Here is a 16,428-nt window from a genome sequence, read left to right on the forward strand (position 1 = left end):
GGATTGAACATGAGCGAGACCAGCACCCTCCCCAAGCCCAAGAAGTCGGTGGCCCTGTCGGGCACGGCGGCGGGCAACACCGCGCTGTGCACCGTCGGCCGCAGCGGCAACGACCTGCATTACCGCGGATATGACATCAAGGACCTGGCGACGAAGTCGACCTTTGAGGAGGTCGCGCACCTGCTGGTGCACGGTGCATTGCCCACCTCATTGCAGCTCAAGGCCTACCGCACGAAGCTCAAGCGCATGCGTGGGCTCCCGGCCATCGTGACCGACGCGCTGGAGCTGGTGCCGGCCAACGCGCATCCCATGGATGTACTGCGTACCGGTTGCTCGGTGCTGGGTACGGTGCTGCCCGAGCGCGACGGACATCCGGCGCCGGAGGCCCGCGACATCGCCGACAAGCTGGTCGCCAGCTTCGGCTCCATGCTGCTGTACTGGTGGCACTTCACCCGCAACGGCCGCCGCATCGACGTGGAGACCGACGATGAGTCCGTGGCCGGCCACTTCCTGCACCTGCTGCACGGCGAGCCGCCGAGCGCGTTGCACGCCGAGTCCCTGGACAAATCGCTGGTGCTGTACGCCGAGCACGAGTTCAACGCCTCGACCTTCACCGCGCGCGTGATCGCCGGCACCGGCAGCGACCTGCATTCGTGCATCACCGGTGCCATCGGTGCGTTGCGCGGGCCGAAGCACGGCGGCGCCAACGAAGTCGCGATGGACATCATCAGCCGCTACGTCTCGGCGGACGAGGCCGAGGCCGACATCCGCGCGCGCATGGAGCGCAAGGAAATCATCATCGGCTTCGGCCACCCGGTGTACACGATCGGTGACCCGCGCAATCCGATCATCAAGGAGATCAGCCGCAAGCTGTGCAGCGATGGCGGCAACCAGGTGCTGTTCGACGTGTCCGAGCGCATCGAGACCCTGATGATGGACACGAAGAAGATGTTCCCCAACCTCGATTGGTACTCCGCTTCCGCGTACCACATGATGGGTATCCCGACGCCGATGTTCACGCCGCTGTTCGTGATCGCACGCACCACCGGGTGGAGCGCGCACGTGATCGAGCAGCGCGAGGACGGCAAGATCATCCGACCCAGCGCGAACTACACCGGTCCGGACGACCGTGCGTACGTGGACATCGACAAGCGCTGACGGTTGCGCAGACGAAAAGAAAAAAGCCGCGCAACTGCGCGGCTTTTTTCATGTCGGGTCTTTCATGCGTGGTCGAAATCAGGACTGCCGCGGCTTGAGCGACTGCACCTTTAGGAAGGTGTGGTCCCCGATCCTCGCGACCTGGTACGCATTGCGCCAGCTCGGCGCGGCGATGGCATGCGCGAGGAAATGGCTGGCGCCGGGCACGATCTCCTGGCGTTCGCCGTCCGGCAGCGCCCAGTTCCGCTCGGCTTCCAGTGCAACGGTGACGGCCTCGCCCCAGGCCTCGGTGTTGGTGAGGCGCGTGTTGGGCGAGACGATCGTCGGCGCAAACTGCTTGCGGGCCGTCACGACCTCGCAGACCGAGTCGCCCCACAGTCCACTGTCGCGGCGACGCAGGGCGACCTCGGCAACCGCCTGTTGCCCGCGGACCGACTGGTCGCGAGCTTCCAGGTACAGCGTGGTGCTAAGGCACAGCGAATCGGCAGTTTGTGGCGGCAGGACGGAGGCCAACCACAGGATCCAGGCCAGTTTCATGTCGAACTCCTTGCTCCGTTGCGCCGGCCGCACTTCAGCGTCCGTTCCCTATGGATGGGAAACGGTGACTTCGGCGTGGACCGGCATGGCGTACTGGGGAGGGCGGCGGCCGCGTCCTGGCGGATGCGACTCGAAGTCGCGTGCGGCTCGCGTTGCCCCGGGCCGTTGACCACGCGACGGCGTGGGCGGCGAGGGTGCCACCTGCGTGGGTGGCCGGAAAAGTTGGCGCACGGTACAGGCCCCGACATAAACGCCAGGTGAACGACTGGTCTAAGTTGTGGATTGTTTTGGAGTTTTTATTCCAGTGATCTGCTTGATCGGACCAGCAGCGGGGCGATCAGCTGTCCGCACGGTCGATCCCGATGCGCCTGGGCCATCGCGGCCATCGGGGCCACGGACGCGGATATGACGTCCTAGAGCGCAGCCGCGAGCCGGCTCCCTTGGTCGATCGCCCGCTTGGCGTCCAGTTCCGCCGCCACGTCCGCGCCGCCGATCACATGGCAGCTGCGTCCACGCGCTGCCAGCGCATCGGCGAGCGGCCGGAATGGCTCCTGGCCTGCGCAGACCACCACGTGGTCGACCGGCAACACCTCCGCCTTGCCGTCGACGGTGACATGCAGTCCGGCATCATCGATACGCACGTATTGAATGCCACCCAGCATCCGGACGCCCTTGGCCTTCAGCGTGGCGCGGTGGATCCAGCCAGTGGTCTTGCCGAGCCTCGCGCCTGGCCTTCCCGAACTGCGTTGCAGCAGCCATACGCGGCGGGCCGGCGGAGCGGGGTTCGGCTGGGTCAGACCGCCGCGGTGCTGCTGGTAGTCGAGATCAACGCCCCACTCATCGCGCCAGCGGGCCGCGTCTAGGGAGGTGGCTGGGTGCGCGGCGTCGTGGACGAGGAATTCGGCGACGTCGAAACCGATGCCGCCTGCGCCGATGATCGCCACCGATGCGCCCGGCACGACCCGGCCCGTGATCACATCCAGGTAGCTCACGACTTTCGGATGGTCCGACCCGGGGATATCGATGGCGCGCGGCGCGATACCGGTCGCCAGCACAACTTCATCGAACCCGTCCAATTGCGATGCGTCGACGTCGGTCTGCAGGCGCAAGTCGATGCCCGTCTGTTCGATCCGGCGGGAGAAGTAGCGCAGCGTCTCGTGGAATTCTTCCTTGCCGGGGATGCGCTTGGCCAGGTTGAACTGGCCTCCGATTTCGCCGGCACGGTCGAACAAGGTCACGGCGTGTCCGCGTTCGGCGCAGACGGTCGCGCAGGCCAGTCCGGCAGGGCCCGCCCCGACCACCGCAATGCGCTTGGGCGACGCAGTCGGCGTGTAATTGAGTTCGGTCTCCGCACACGCACGCGGATTCACCAAGCAACTGGCGCGCTTGTTCTCGAACACGTGGTCCAGGCACGCCTGGTTGCAGGCGATGCAGGTGTTGATGTCGTCCGCGCGTCCCTGCCGCGCCTTGTTCACCCACTCCGGATCGGCCAACAGCGGACGCGCCATGGAGACCATGTCGGCCTGCCCGTACGCGAGGATGCGCTCGGCCACATCGGGCATGTTAATGCGGTTGGTGGCGATCAGCGGCACGCCGACCTCGGGCTTGAGCCGCGCGGTGATGCCGGTGAACGCCGCGCGCGGGACAGATGTGGCGATGGTCGGGATGCGCGCCTCGTGCCAGCCGATGCCGGTGTTGATCAGCGTTGCACCCGCGGCTTCCACGGCGCGCGCCTGCGCCACGACTTCGTCCCAGGCGTTGCCCTCGTTGACGAGGTCGATCATCGACAGGCGGTAGATGACGATGAAGTCCGGGCCGCAGGTCTCGCGGATCCGGCGGACGATCTCCACGGCGAAGCGCATGCGCCGCTGCGCATCGCCGCCCCACGCGTCGGTGCGCCGGTTGGTGCGGGGCACCGTGAACTGGTTGAGCAGGTAGCCCTCCGATCCCATCACCTCCACGCCGTCGTAGCCGGCATCGCGCGCCAGCCGCGCGCTGGTGGCGAAGGCTTCGATCTGGCGTTCGACCCCGCGCGCACCCAGCGCACGCGGGGTGAATGGATTGATCGGCGACTTGATCCGCGACGGTGCGACCTGCAACGGGTGGTAGCCGTAGCGTCCGGCATGAAGCAACTGCAGGCAGATGCGGCTCCCGTTCGCGTGCACGGCCGCGGTGACCTGTCGATGCTTCCGGCCCTCCCATGGCCACCCGAGCTTGCCGCCGAACGGCTTCAGCCAGCCCGTGATGTTTGGCGAGAAACCGCCGGTGACAATAAGTCCGACGCCTCCAGCCGCGCGCTCTGCGAAGTAGGCCGCCAGCTTGGGGAAGTCCGCCGCCCGGTCTTCCAGGCCGGTGTGCATCGATCCCATGAGCACCCGGTTGGAAAGCGTGCAGAAGCCCAGGTTCAGGGGCTCGAACAGGTGCGGGTACGTCCCGGCCATCATTGTCATCTGTGAGTACGCTGGCGTATGGAGCGCGCACAATGAAGGGAGAAGCGCCTCGATTCAACGGTACGCTGCATTGCGGTTGTGTTCCTCGGCCCTTAAAAACGCCGTATCGATACACGTATTCGCGGGCGTATGATTGGCCGCTGCCCGGGACTCCCCCAACCTGTCTATTGCTTGCTTGGCAGCTGCGAGGCTGAACAGGACTTGACGCGCATCAGCATTCGTGAGGAACTTTGCTGGTTGTTAGGCGTAAGTTAACGCGGCTTTCACAGGGCCAAACCTAACCTGCGCCGCGATGGCGTCGCATCGGCGACCGTCCTGACGGTAGGAACCTCGCAGACGCGGTTTCCCCTTTTTCGATCCCAAGGAGCAATACATGAATAAGAAACTCCTCTGCGCCGCCTTGTTGGGTGGTCTGAGTCTGGCGGGCGCCGCTAACGCCCAGGAATTCGACGACCGTTGGTACATCACCGGTTCGACCGGCTTCAACCTGCAGGACAACGACCGCGATACCAACAACGCGCCGTTCGTCACCCTGGGCTTGGGCAAGTTCATCAACCCGTACTGGTCGATCGACGGTGAGCTGAACTACCAGAACCCGAATCGTGACTCGAACCAGGACCTCAACTGGTCGCAGTACGGCATCTCCTTCGATGCCCGCCGTCACTTCATCGCCGAAGGGCGCAACTGGAACCCCTACCTGCTGATGGGTCTGGGTTACCAGCAGGAGGAAGTCGAGTTCGACAACTTCCCGAACCCTGACTCTCCGTTCGAAGACGAGGCCGGTGGCGTTTCGGCGAAGTTCGGCGGTGGTCTCCAGGGCGATCTGGGTCGTGTCAAGATCCGCACCGAGTTGGCCTACCGGGTCAACAACGCCATCGACGATACCGACGCGGCACTGCGTCTCGACGATCCGCCGCCGGAGCGCAACGATGGCCCCGACTACTTCGGCGACGTGCTGGCTTCGGTCGGCGTCGTGATCCCGCTGGGTCCGGAGCCGATGGCCCCGGTCGCGCCGGCCCCGGTTGCGCCGAGCTGCGCGGACCTGGACGACGACGGTGACGGCGTCAACAACTGCGACGACAAGTGCCCGGATTCGCAGGCTGGCCAGACCATCGGTCCGGACGGCTGCCCGGTGCCGGTGTCGATCGACCTGAAGGGCGTGAACTTCGACTTCGACAAGTCGACGCTGCGTCCGGACGCGGTGGCGATCCTGAACGAGGCCGTTCAGATCCTGCAGCGTTACCCGGAGCTGCGCGTCGAAGTGGCCGGTCACACCGACCTGTGCGGCACCGACGCGTACAACCAGTCGCTGTCGGAGCGTCGCGCCTCGGCGGTGTACGACTACCTGAGCAGCAACGGCATCGACGCCTCGCGCATGGTGGGTCCGAACGGTTACGGCGAGAGCCGTCCGCTGGAGCCGACCGCCCAGACCTTGCCGGAGTGCAAGAACGAGCGGAACCGTCGCACCGAGCTGAACGTGCAGAACTGATGCACCCGGGCGGGCCCTTCGGGGTCCGCCCATCCGCATCGAGAGCCCGGCCATGTGCCGGGCTTTTTTGTGCGCAGTCCGGGGCGCTCGTTAAGCTGTATTAACAAACACGTTGACGGTGTATGCTCGCCGCGCCACGGGCCCCGGCGGACCATCACATGGGTCCTGAGCGAGCGCCGTGCGGTTCCCTTGCCCTCAGATCAAATCGAAGGAGTCGTATATGAAGATCCGCTTGCTGAGCACCGCGCTGTTGGCGGGCCTGGCCTTCTCGGCCGGTGCGCAGGAGTTTGATGATCGCTGGTACCTGACGGGTTCCACCGGGTTCAACCTGCAGGACAACGACCGTGGCACGCACAATGCGCCGTTCGTGTCGGTTGGACTGGGCAAGTTCGTCAGCCCGCACTGGTCGGTCGACGGTGAGCTGAACTACCAGAACCCGAATATGGACGCGAACCAGGACTTGAACTGGTCGCAGTACGGCGTTTCGTTGGATATGCGTCGACACTTCATCGCCGAAGGTCGGAATTGGAATCCATACGCGCTCCTGGGTCTTGGCTTCCAGCGCGCCGAGGAAGAGTTCGATGCTTTCCCGAGCCCCGATTCCCCGGGTCAGCGTGAAGACGGCAACTTCGCTGCCAAGGTCGGACTCGGCCTGCAGGGTGACCTGGGCCGCGTAGGCCTGCGTACCGAGCTGGCGTACCGTGCCGACTTCGATGACCAGAGCATCAATGCTCCCCAGGAAGACTGGTTCGGCGACGTGCTGGCTTCGGTCGGCGTCGTGATCCCGCTGGGTCCGGAGCCGATGGCCCCGGTCGCGCCGGCCCCGGTTGCGCCGAGCTGCGCGGACCTGGACGACGACGGTGACGGCGTCAACAACTGCGACGACAAGTGCCCGGATTCGCAGGCTGGCCAGACCATCGGTCCGGACGGCTGCCCGGTGCCGGTGTCGATCGACCTGAAGGGCGTGAACTTCGACTTCGACAAGTCGACGCTGCGTCCGGACGCGGTGGCGATCCTGAACGAGGCCGTTCAGATCCTGCAGCGTTACCCGGAGCTGCGCGTCGAAGTGGCCGGTCACACCGACCTGTGCGGCACCGACGCGTACAACCAGTCGCTGTCGGAGCGTCGCGCCTCGGCGGTGTACGACTACCTGAGCAGCAACGGCATCGACGCCTCGCGCATGGTGGGTCCGAACGGTTACGGCGAGAGCCGTCCGCTGGAGCCGACCGCCCAGACCTTGCCGGAGTGCAAGAACGAGCGGAACCGTCGCACCGAGCTGAACGTGCAGAACTGATGCACCCGGGCGGGCCCTTCGGGGTCCGCCCATCCGCATCGAGAGCCCGGCCATGTGCCGGGCTTTTTTTTGTGCGCGGTTCGGTTGTGGCACACGCGGTGCACACCTACACTGGCTGTCGATGCGCGCTCGGGTACGCATCATCCAGTCCGACTCAATGGAGCACCGCATGCGCCGCCTCGTCCTTGCCTTCGTTTCACTGACCGGTGCCGCCCTGGCGCATGCGCAGACCGCCGAAACGTGCGCCTCCCTGGCTGCGCCGCGCGCGCTTCCCGTGCAGCCCACCGTCGTCGCGCCGCTGGCACCGGGTCTGGCTGCGCCGAGCCACCAGTTGGGTGCACCGACCGGCGTCCTTGCCAATGCGTTTGACGAGTCGCGATCCGTCGACCAGGTGTTGTTCCGGTTGCAGGTCGACCAGTGCCGCAACGTGGCATCGGTGACCCCACCGGTTGCGCCGGACGCGCCGTTGCCCGCGGCGATGCCGGGCGTACCTGCTGCGGCCCCGGGAGCGACAGCCGTCACGACACCGGATGCAACTTCGCCCACCACCGCGCCGTCCTCGACCGATCCAGCCGCGTACCAGCCCAAGACGGAGTTCGACAACACGCCGTGGCGGTTCGACATGAACCAGAACGGCAAGCGCATGACCGCCGATGAGTTCAGTGCCTGGATGAAGTCCAAGGGCGTTCGCGTCGCGCGCGGCGCCGCCAAGCCGGCCGCCCCGGGTGTAGATCCATCAGCTCCGGTGGTTGAGGGCGAGGTGCCGACAGCGCCCGCGGCCGCAACCAGTCCGGTGCCTGCCGAAGACCCGGCCCAGGACGACGAGGCGGCGGCCGAGGACGACCAGTAGTCGCGCAGCGGGCCCAGAGGTTCCAGAATCGCGGCCGCACCAGCGGCCGCCTTCGCATATGAAGCCACCGGTTCGACACGGTCTTGCGCGCGTGCTGTCCAAGCGCGGCGTTTGCTCGCGTAGCCAGGCCGCGAAGTGGGTGGAGGCCGGCCGGGTCCGGGTGGACGGGCGCGTCGTGCGCGATCCGGAGTATCCCGTCGTGGACGGGCGTCATGCCATCGACGTTGACGGTGAGCGCCTGCCGGCAGTCGAGCGGCGCTATATCGCATTGAACAAGCCGCGCGGGCTGGTGACGTCCACCACCGACGAGCGTGGCCGGGACACGGTTTACCGGTGTCTCGACGGAACCGGGCTGCCGTGGGTGGCGCCCGTGGGGCGCTTGGACAAGGCCAGCGAGGGCCTTCTGCTCCTGTGCAACGACCCGGAGTGGGCCGCGCGCATCACCGACCCGTCGACCGGCCCCGACAAGACCTACCACGTGCAGGTCGATGTGGTCCCAAGCGCTACGACCCTGGACGCTCTGGTGCAGGGGGCCGTGGCGGATGGCGAACACCTGGCGGCGCGGGAGGCGAGGCTCTTGCGCGCCGGCAGCCGGAATGCCTGGCTGGAAATCGTTCTGGAGGAGGGGCGCAACCGGCAAATCAGGCGGCTGCTGGCGGCCCACGACATCTCCGTGCGTCGGCTGGTGCGCGTCGCGATCGGCGACCTGGCCCTGGGAGGGTTGGCCAAGGGGGCATGGCGCGAACTGACGACCGGCGAAGTAGCTGCGCTGGCAACGCCGTCGCGCTGACGTTCTGCCGATGTAGTTCGCGCGCGGCATGTGACTGCCAGCACGGGTCGAGCAACGCGCGCGTGCGCATGCGCCGGACTGTGGCGGCGCGCACCTTTTGCAGCGCCCTCGTTACTTTTTCGTCACATAGACTCCACCCCACTCAACTGGGGAGAGTGAGTCATGGGGAAGATCGTCATCGTTGTATCGCTGTGCTCGACTTTGCTGTTCTCATCAGCGTTCGCGGCTGAAGCCGAGCAGGTGGACGCTGCCACCTACAAGCCCAAGACCGAGCACGACAACACGCCCTACCGCTTCGATATGGAGCAGGGTGGAAAGCGCATGAGCGCCGATGAGTTCGATGCGTGGATGAGGGCGCGCGGGGTTCGCGTCGCTACCGGCAAGCAGGCCGTCAGCGCGGCAGGTGCAGGTGTCGTGGCGGACGTCGCCGAGAAGTAGCATCGCCGCGGTTCCAGAGGGCGCCGCTGGAGAAGAAAAAAAAGACCCGGCATTTGCCGGGTCTTTTTCTTGCCGCCTGTCGCCGCGTTAGCTGTTGAGTACGTCCAGCTCGTGGCCGATGCGCACGAACGCATCGATCGCGCGGTCCAGTTGCTCGCGGGTATGCGCGGCCGACATCTGGGTACGGATGCGCGCCTGGCCCTTCGGAACCACCGGGAAGAAGAAGCCGATCGCGTAGATGCCTTCCTCCAGCAGCCGCTGCGCGAAGCGCTGGGCGAGCGGGGCGTCGTACAGCATCACGGGGACGATGGGATGTTCGCCCGGCTTCAGGTCGAACCCGGCCGCGGTCATGCGCTCGCGGAAGTAGGCGGTGTTTTCCACGAGCTGTGCGCGCAGGTCGCCGGCCGAGGCCAGCATCTCGAACGCCTTGGTGCCGGCCGCGACCACGTGCGGCGGCAGCGAGTTGGAGAACAGGTAGGGACGGGAACGCTGGCGCAACAGTTCGACCACCTCCGCGCTTGCGGTCGTGAACCCGCCCAGCGCGCCGCCCATCGCCTTGCCCAGCGTGCCGGTGATGATGTCGATCTTCTCCAGCACGCCCTTGACCTCGGCCGAGCCGCGGCCGGTGGCGCCCAGGAATCCGGTGGCGTGGCATTCGTCGATGTGCACGAGTGCGCCGTACTTGGCCGCCAGCTCGGTGATGCGGTCGAGCGGGGCGATGAAGCCGTCCATCGAGAACACGCCATCGGTGGTGATCAGCTTCGTGCGCGCGCCGGCGGCGTCGGCGGCCTGCAACTGGGCCTCCAGGTCGGCCATGTCGCAGTTGGCATAGCGGAAGCGCTTGGCCTTGCACAGGCGCACGCCGTCGATGATCGAGGCGTGGTTGAGCGCGTCGGAGATGATCGCGTCCTCCTCGCCCAGCAACGGCTCGAACAGGCCGCCGTTGGCGTCGAAGCATGCCGCGTAGAGAATCGTGTCCTGCTTGCCGAAGAAGTCGGAAATCGTCTTCTCGAGCTGCTTGTGCAGGTCCTGCGTGCCGCAGATGAAACGCACCGAGGCCATGCCGAAGCCGTGGCTGTCGAGCGCCTCCTTCGCGACCGCGACGATGTCCGGGTGATCGGCCAAGCCCAGGTAGTTGTTGGCGCAGAAGTTGAGTACGGTACGGCCGTCGGCCAGCACGATTTCCGCGGACTGCGGCGAGGTAATGACGCGCTCGGACTTGAACAGTCCCTGCTCGCGGATGGTGTCGAGCTCGGCGGCGTAGCGTTGCGTGAGGGAGGTGGACATGTCCGTTTCCTGTTGGGCGGGGTGGGGTGGCCGCCAGCGCTCCAGCGAGGGGCGGCGCAAGACGGCCTCCATCGTGGACGGGCGCGACGCGGGACGGCTTGGTGCTGGCGCGCCCCGCGGCGGAACCCGTGATTCTATCCAATGCCCGCGCTGCGACCCCGGGCGGCTTGGAGTCGGGGATGGACAGACCGCGGCCTGAAGGTCTTGCCATCCCGGCCTGGTGGCTGCCGGCGCTGTCGGCGGCCTTGCCCTTCGTCGTATCGCACCTGGCCTGGGCGTTGTCGCTGCACGCGCAGCTGATCCCCGCATGCAATCCCTATCTGGACGGCTGCGTGTCGATCAGCCGGGCCGCGCGCCACGGGGCCGGCAACGACCTGTTCCGGCTTGTCATGTTGCCGGCGGCGGCGCTGCAGGCGGCGTGCTGGTGGACGGCGGCGGGGCGGTTGACCCGGCGGGGCCTGGTCCATGCCGGGAAAGTCGCGGTACTGGGCGTCGCTGCTGCCGTGTTCCTGGCGCTGTATGCCAACTTCCTGGGCAGCGAAGGGGATGTGTACCGCCTGCTGCGGCGCTACGGGGTCACCGGCTACTTCGCGTGCAGCTACCTGTCGCTGCTCTTGGTGCTCCACGCCGATGCGCAGTCAAGCATTGTGGTTCCTGCGCGCGACGGTGCATTGCGGGTCGTCGCGGCGGGCTTCCTGCTGACGGGGCTGGCGGCCGTGGTGTCGGGGTATGTGGCCGATGCCGCCACACACGACCGCATCGAAAACGCGTTGGAGTGGCAGTTGGGCCTGTGGCTCACCGCCCTGTTCGGGGCGATGGCCTGGCAATGGTGGCGCGAGGGACTCCACTGGCGGCTTGGCACTCGCGGCCCGTAAGGGACACACGCGACTGCGTGTTCGTGATGACTGCCCGCGTTGCCGGCGGGGCGCGCCATGGCCCGGAGTCACCCACTGCGACGCGATGCGTACTCAGTTCCAGCTCAGGACGATCTTTCCGGACTTGCCGGCTTCCATCAGGTCGAAGCCCTGCTGGAACTCCTCCACCGGCAACTGGTGGGTCAGCACCTTGCCCAGCGGGAAGCCGCCCAGCACCAGCTGCGTCATCTTGTACCAGGTCTCGTACATGCGCCGGCCGTAGATGCCCTGCACGGTCAAGCCCTTGAAGATGATGCGGTCCCAGTCGATGCCTGCGCCCTTGGGCAGGATGCCGAGCAGGGCGATCTTGCCGCCGTGGTACATGCAGTCGAGCATGTCGTTGAAGGCGCGCGCATTGCCGCTCATTTCCAGGCCGACGTCGAAGCCTTCCATGTGCAGGTCCTTCATGACGTCCTTGATCGACTGGTTGGCGACATTGACCACGCGCGTCGCGCCCATGTCGGCGGCCAGCTTCAGCCGGTAGTCGTTGACGTCGGTGACGACGATGTTGCGCGCGCCGATGTGCTTGCAGATGCCAGCGGCGATGATGCCGATGGGACCGGCGCCGGTGATCAGCACGTCCTCGCCGACCACGTCGAACTCCAGCGCGCAATGCGCGGCGTTGCCGTACGGGTCGAAGAACGCGGCCAGCTCGCTGGGGATCTGGTCCGGGATCGGCCACAGGTTGGTGGCCGGCATCACCATGTACTCGGCGAACGCGCCGTTGCGGTTCACGCCGATGCCGACGGTGTTGGGGCACAGGTGCTGCTTGCCGGCGCGGCAGTTGCGGCAGTGGCCGCAGACGATGTGGCCTTCGGCCGACACGCGCTGGCCAATGCGGTAGCCCTTGACCTCGGTGCCGAGCTGCACGATGCGGCCGACGAATTCGTGGCCGATCACCAGGCCCGGCTTGATCGTGCGCTGGCTCCACTCGTCCCACAGGTAGATGTGCAGGTCGGTGCCGCAGATCGCGGTCTTCTCCAGCTTGATCAGCACGTCGTTGGGGCCGGGCGAGGGCACCTCGACCTCGTCCATCCAGATGCCCTTGGCGGCTTCGCGCTTGACCAGCGCGCGCATGCGGGTGGGGATGGTGTCGGTCTGGGTCATGTCGGTTCCTGGGGGAAGTGGCCCCGTTCGAAGGGCACGGGGCAGGCCGGCGATTATACGGGCCGGCCACTGAAGGCATTGGCGATGCGGCGCGGGCGCGGGCTAGACTCGGCCGGTTAACCGACCCAGGAGCGTATGCATGCGATACACAGTGTTGGCCGCCGCAATGGCGCTGGCCGGAGTGACGGGAGGCGCGATGGCAGCCGAAGGCATGTGGGTACCGCAGCAATTACCTGAAATCGCCGGCCCGCTGAAGAAGGCGGGCCTGGAACTGTCGCCCGAGCAGTTGGCCGACCTGACCGGCGACCCGATGGGCGCCGTGGTCTCGCTGGGCGGCTGCACCGCCAGCTTCGTCTCGCCCCAGGGCCTGGTGGTGACCAACCACCACTGCGCCTACGGCGCGATCCAGCTCAACTCCACGCTCGACAACAACCTGATCGACGTGGGCTTCAATGCCGCGACGATGGGCGATGAGGTATCGGCCGGCCCGACCTCGCGCATCTATGCGCTCGACTCCATCGAGGACGTCACCGACCAGGTGCGCGCAGCCATTGCCGCGGCGCCCGACGCGCTGGCCCGCACAGAGGCGCTCGAGAACCTCGAGAAGCAGCTGATCGCCCGCTGCGAGGCCGAAGACGGCTACCGCTGCCGCCTGTACAGCTTTGCCGGCGGCAACACCTACCGGTTGTTCCGCAACCTCGAGATCAAGGACGTGCGCCTGGTCTATGCGCCTCCGGGCAGCATCGGCAATTACGGCGGCGAGATCGACAACTGGATGTGGCCGCGCCACACCGGCGACTTCGCCTTCTACCGCGCCTATGTCGGCAAGGACGGCAAGCCGGCCGCCTACGACAAGGACAATGTGCCGTACCAGCCCAGGCATTGGCTGAAGCTCGCCGACCGCCCGTTGGGCGAGGGCGACTTCGTCATGGTGGCCGGCTATCCGGGGTCAACCAGCCGCTACGCGCTGGCGGCGGACTTCGACCACACCGCGAACTGGGCCTACCCGGTGGTCGGTGGGCACTTCAAGAACCTCGTCGCGCTGGTGGAGGCCGAAGGCCGCCGCAACCCGGAGGTCGAGGTGAAGTACGCCAACACCATCCGCGGCTGGCAGAACGCGATGAAGAACTACGACGGCCAGCTGGAAGGCTTCCGTCGCATCGGCGCGGCCAATACCAAGCGCAAGGACGAGGCCGCGACGCTGGCGTGGCTGCGCCGCCAGGGCCCGAAGGGCCAGGCCGCACTGGAGGCCCACGCGCAACTGGAAGCACTTGGCGAGCTGGCGCGCCAGCACCGTGAGCGCGACCTGATCTTCGGCCAGCTGCGCAACACCGGCGTGCTGGGTGCGGCGTCGCAGCTGTACCGCCTGTCGATCGAGCGCGAGAAGCCGGATGCGCAGCGCGAGTCGGGCTACCAGGACCGTGACCTGCCGTCGTTCGAGGGCAGCCTGCGGCAGATGGAGCGTCGCTACGAGCCGGGGATGGACCGCCAGCTGCAGGCCTACTGGCTGCGCGAGTACATCAAGCTCCCGGCCGACCAGCGCATCGCCGCGGTGGACGCATGGCTCGGCGGCAACGACGCGGCCGCAATCGAGGCTGCACTGGACCGCCTGGCCGGGACGGAGCTGACGGACAACGCCAAGCGCATCGCGCTGTTCAAGGCCGACCGCGACGTGTTCGAAGCCAGCAAGGACCCGGCGGTGCAGTTCGCGGTGGCGACCATGCCGACCGTGCTGCAGCTGGAGAAGGAAGCCAAGCTGCGCGCCGGTGACGCGCTGGTGGCGCGCCCGGTCTACCTGCAGGCCGTGGCCGACTACAAGCGCAGCCAGGGCGGCTTCGTCTACCCGGACGCCAACTCGTCCTTGCGCATCACCTTCGGCAACGTCACCGGCTATACGAAGACCGCCGGCAGCGAGCAGGTGCCCTTCACCCGTCTGGAGGAAGTAGCGGCCAAGGCGACCGGCGAGGAGCCGTTCAACGCCCCGCAACCGCTGCTCGATGCCATCCAGGCCAAGCGTTACGGCGGCCTGGCCGATCCGGAGCTGGGTACGGTGCCGGTCAACTTCCTGTCCAACCTGGACATCACCGGCGGCAACTCGGGTTCGCCGGTGCTGGACGCCCGCGGCAAGCTGGTCGGGCTGGCCTTCGACGGCAACTGGGAGTCGGTCAGCTCCAACTGGGTGTTCGACCCGGTGATGACGCGGATGATCTCCGTCGACCAGCGCTACATGCGCTGGATCATGCAGGAGGTCTTCCCGGCCCCGAACCTGCTGCAGGAGATGGACGTCGCCGCGCCCTGACGGCACTGCACTACGCCAGTCGACGACGCCGGCCGGGTTCGCTCCCGGCCGGCGTTTTCATTCCTGCCCGGGATTGCTGCTAGTCTCCGGGCTGTCGCGGATTCCCATGCCAGCCGGCCCCGTTTCCCGACCCGCAGGTGCACCACCGCAGTAATTCCCCGTCCTCCGTGCGGGGACCGCACGACCGCAGCGCCGGCTGGCAGGGCTCTTCCGCATCCTTCCCGATGACGAGGAACCTGCAATGAAAGTACTGGCGTGCGATGGCATCCATGACGACGGCCTGGCCCTGTTCCGCGACGCGGGATGGGAGGTCGTCGTGTCCGACCCGATCAAGGACCCGGCGGCGCTGGCCAGCGCGCTTGACGGCGTCGATGCGGTGCTGGTGCGTTCGGCCACGCCGGTCACGGCCGAGGCGATTGCCGATGCGACGAAGCTGCGCGTGATCGGCCGCGCCGGCGCGGGCGTGGACACCATCGACGTCGACGCCGCCACCGCGCGCGGCATCGCGGTGATGAACGCGCCCGACGGCAACACGCTCGCCGCCGCCGAGCACGCGATCTCGCTGCTGTTCGCGCTGGCCCGCCACATCCCCAAGGCCGATGCCGGCATGAAGGCCGGGCAGTGGCCCAAGGCCGGGTTGACCGGCTTCGAGCTGGAGGGCAAGCGCCTGGGCGTGATCGGCCTGGGCCGCATCGGCGCGACCGTGGCGCGCAAGGCGCTGGGCATCGGCATGGAGGTCGCCGCGTACGACCCGTTCCTGCCGCCCGCCGCCGCGGCCAAGGGCAGCGTGCCGCTGAAGACGCTGGACGAGCTGCTGGCGTGGGCCGATATCGTCACCCTGCACGTGCCGCGCACCAAGGAGACGACCAACCTGCTGTCGGAGGCGCGCATGCGCGCGATCAAGCCGGGCGGATACGTGGTCAACGCCGCACGCGGTGGGCTGGTGGACGAGGCCGCGCTGCTCAAGCTGCTGGACGAAGGCCACCTTGCCGGTGCCGCGCTGGACACCTTCGTGACCGAGCCGCTGCAGGCCGACTCGCCCCTGCGTGCGCACCCCAAGCTGATCCTGACCCCCCACCTGGGCGCCTCCACCAGCGAAGCCCAGCAGGCGGTGAGCACGATCCTCGCGCGGCAGATCCTGGACTTCATCGACACCGGTGCGGTCGCCGGCTGCGTCAACCTGCCGCCACTGACCGCCGAAGCCGCGCGCGAGGTCGGCCCGTGGATGCCGCTGATGTCGGCGCTCGGCCGGCTGGCCGCGCGCCTGGTGCCTGCGCCGACGCGCCTGCACATCACCTATGCCGGACGCACCGACGCGCTGGACACCCGGCCGCTGACGCGCCTGCTGGTCGCATCGCTGCTGGGCACCGCTTCGGGCAGGATCACGCCGGTGAATGCACTGGCCGAAGCCGCCGGCCGCGGCCTCACCGTCGCCGAAACGCTCGGTGGCGACGGCGATGGCTTCGACCGCCTGCTGCGCATCCGCGTCGAGGGCGACGGCCGCAGCCGCGAGATCGAGGCCACCCTGCACCGCGGCCCGCGCGTGGTGCGGCTGGACGGCGTGGAGATCGAGTTCGACCCGCTGGCCAACGTGTTGCTCATGCGCAACGAGGACCGCCCCGGCATGATCGGCACGGTCGGTTCGAAGCTGGGCGCGGCCGGCGTCAACATCGTCAACTTCGCGCTGGGCGCGGCCGGCGACGGACAGGCACGCGCGGCGATCACGATAGACCGTGCCGTCGACGACGCCCATCTCGCCGAGCTCCGCGCCACGCCGGGCGTGCTGTCGCTGCAGCAGATCTGAACAACGCCGCG

Annotated in this window: 13 protein-coding genes; 9 read left to right on the forward strand and 4 right to left on the reverse strand. The window is 67.4% G+C overall.

Going from position 1 to position 16,428, the window contains the following annotated elements:
- Positions 1–9: 9 nt before the first annotated feature.
- A complete protein-coding gene (gene prpC / locus K6753_RS12120; protein WP_223676724.1) occupies positions 10–1,158 on the forward strand; it encodes a bifunctional 2-methylcitrate synthase/citrate synthase in 1,149 nt (382 codons plus the stop codon).
- Positions 1,159–1,236: 78 nt separating this feature from the next.
- On the opposite strand, the gene K6753_RS12125 is transcribed toward prpC, so the two are convergent.
- Both K6753_RS12125 and K6753_RS12130 read right to left on the reverse strand, forming a co-directional pair.
- Positions 1,237–1,695, reverse strand: a complete 459-nt coding sequence (locus K6753_RS12125; protein ID WP_223676725.1) for a cell wall hydrolase — start codon at positions 1,693–1,695, stop codon at positions 1,237–1,239.
- Positions 1,696–2,108: 413 nt separating this feature from the next.
- On the reverse strand, positions 2,109–4,136 hold the full coding sequence (locus K6753_RS12130; protein WP_425492123.1) for an oxidoreductase: 2,028 nt from the start codon (positions 4,134–4,136) through the stop codon (positions 2,109–2,111).
- A 382-nt stretch (positions 4,137–4,518) separates the two neighbouring features.
- Here K6753_RS12130 and K6753_RS12135 point away from each other — a divergent pair, with 382 nt between their 5' ends.
- From K6753_RS12135 to K6753_RS12155, 5 genes are all read left to right on the forward strand, one after another.
- The gene (locus K6753_RS12135) at positions 4,519–5,634 is read left to right on the forward strand and encodes an OmpA family protein (RefSeq protein ID WP_223676726.1); all 1,116 of its coding nucleotides are present in this window, start codon (positions 4,519–4,521) and stop codon (positions 5,632–5,634) included.
- A gap of 220 nt (positions 5,635–5,854) precedes the next feature.
- Positions 5,855–6,928, forward strand: coding sequence for an OmpA family protein (locus K6753_RS12140; protein WP_223676727.1), 1,074 nt, complete (start codon positions 5,855–5,857; stop codon positions 6,926–6,928).
- Positions 6,929–7,097: 169 nt separating this feature from the next.
- Positions 7,098–7,778, forward strand: coding sequence for a hypothetical protein (locus K6753_RS12145; protein WP_223676728.1), 681 nt, complete (start codon positions 7,098–7,100; stop codon positions 7,776–7,778).
- Positions 7,779–7,836: 58 nt separating this feature from the next.
- On the forward strand, positions 7,837–8,568 hold the full coding sequence (locus K6753_RS12150) for a pseudouridine synthase (RefSeq protein WP_319936675.1): 732 nt from the start codon (positions 7,837–7,839) through the stop codon (positions 8,566–8,568).
- Positions 8,569–8,730: 162 nt separating this feature from the next.
- Entirely contained in the window at positions 8,731–9,006 is a 276-nt protein-coding gene (locus tag K6753_RS12155; RefSeq protein ID WP_425492124.1) for a hypothetical protein, read from the forward strand.
- Between the two features lie 87 nt (positions 9,007–9,093).
- Here K6753_RS12155 and kbl read toward each other — a convergent pair whose 3' ends face one another.
- A complete protein-coding gene (gene kbl, locus K6753_RS12160) occupies positions 9,094–10,293 on the reverse strand; it encodes a glycine C-acetyltransferase (protein WP_223676729.1) in 1,200 nt (399 codons plus the stop codon).
- 179 nt (positions 10,294–10,472) lie between these two features.
- Between kbl and K6753_RS12165 the strand changes: the two genes are divergently transcribed.
- Positions 10,473–11,168 carry a hypothetical protein gene (locus K6753_RS12165; RefSeq protein ID WP_223676730.1) on the forward strand — a complete coding sequence of 232 codons (696 nt, stop codon included), beginning with the start codon at positions 10,473–10,475 and terminating at the stop codon, positions 11,166–11,168.
- A 93-nt stretch (positions 11,169–11,261) separates the two neighbouring features.
- On the opposite strand, the gene tdh is transcribed toward K6753_RS12165, so the two are convergent.
- Positions 11,262–12,284 (reverse strand): L-threonine 3-dehydrogenase, encoded by a 1,023-nt coding sequence (gene tdh, locus K6753_RS12170; RefSeq protein ID WP_223676891.1) that lies wholly within the window; start codon positions 12,282–12,284, stop codon positions 11,262–11,264.
- Between the two features lie 169 nt (positions 12,285–12,453).
- On the opposite strand from tdh, the gene K6753_RS12175 reads away from it, so the two are divergent.
- Positions 12,454–14,613 (forward strand): S46 family peptidase, encoded by a 2,160-nt coding sequence (locus K6753_RS12175; RefSeq protein WP_425492125.1) that lies wholly within the window; start codon positions 12,454–12,456, stop codon positions 14,611–14,613.
- 241 nt (positions 14,614–14,854) lie between these two features.
- Positions 14,855–16,417: a phosphoglycerate dehydrogenase gene (serA, locus tag K6753_RS12180; RefSeq protein ID WP_223676731.1), complete on the forward strand. Its 1,563-nt coding sequence runs from the start codon at positions 14,855–14,857 to the stop codon at positions 16,415–16,417.
- Positions 16,418–16,428: the final 11 nt, after the last annotated feature.

It is taken from the genome of Novilysobacter selenitireducens (assembly GCF_020026895.1).
In the GTDB taxonomy this organism is placed as follows: domain Bacteria; phylum Pseudomonadota; class Gammaproteobacteria; order Xanthomonadales; family Xanthomonadaceae; genus Lysobacter_C; species Lysobacter_C selenitireducens.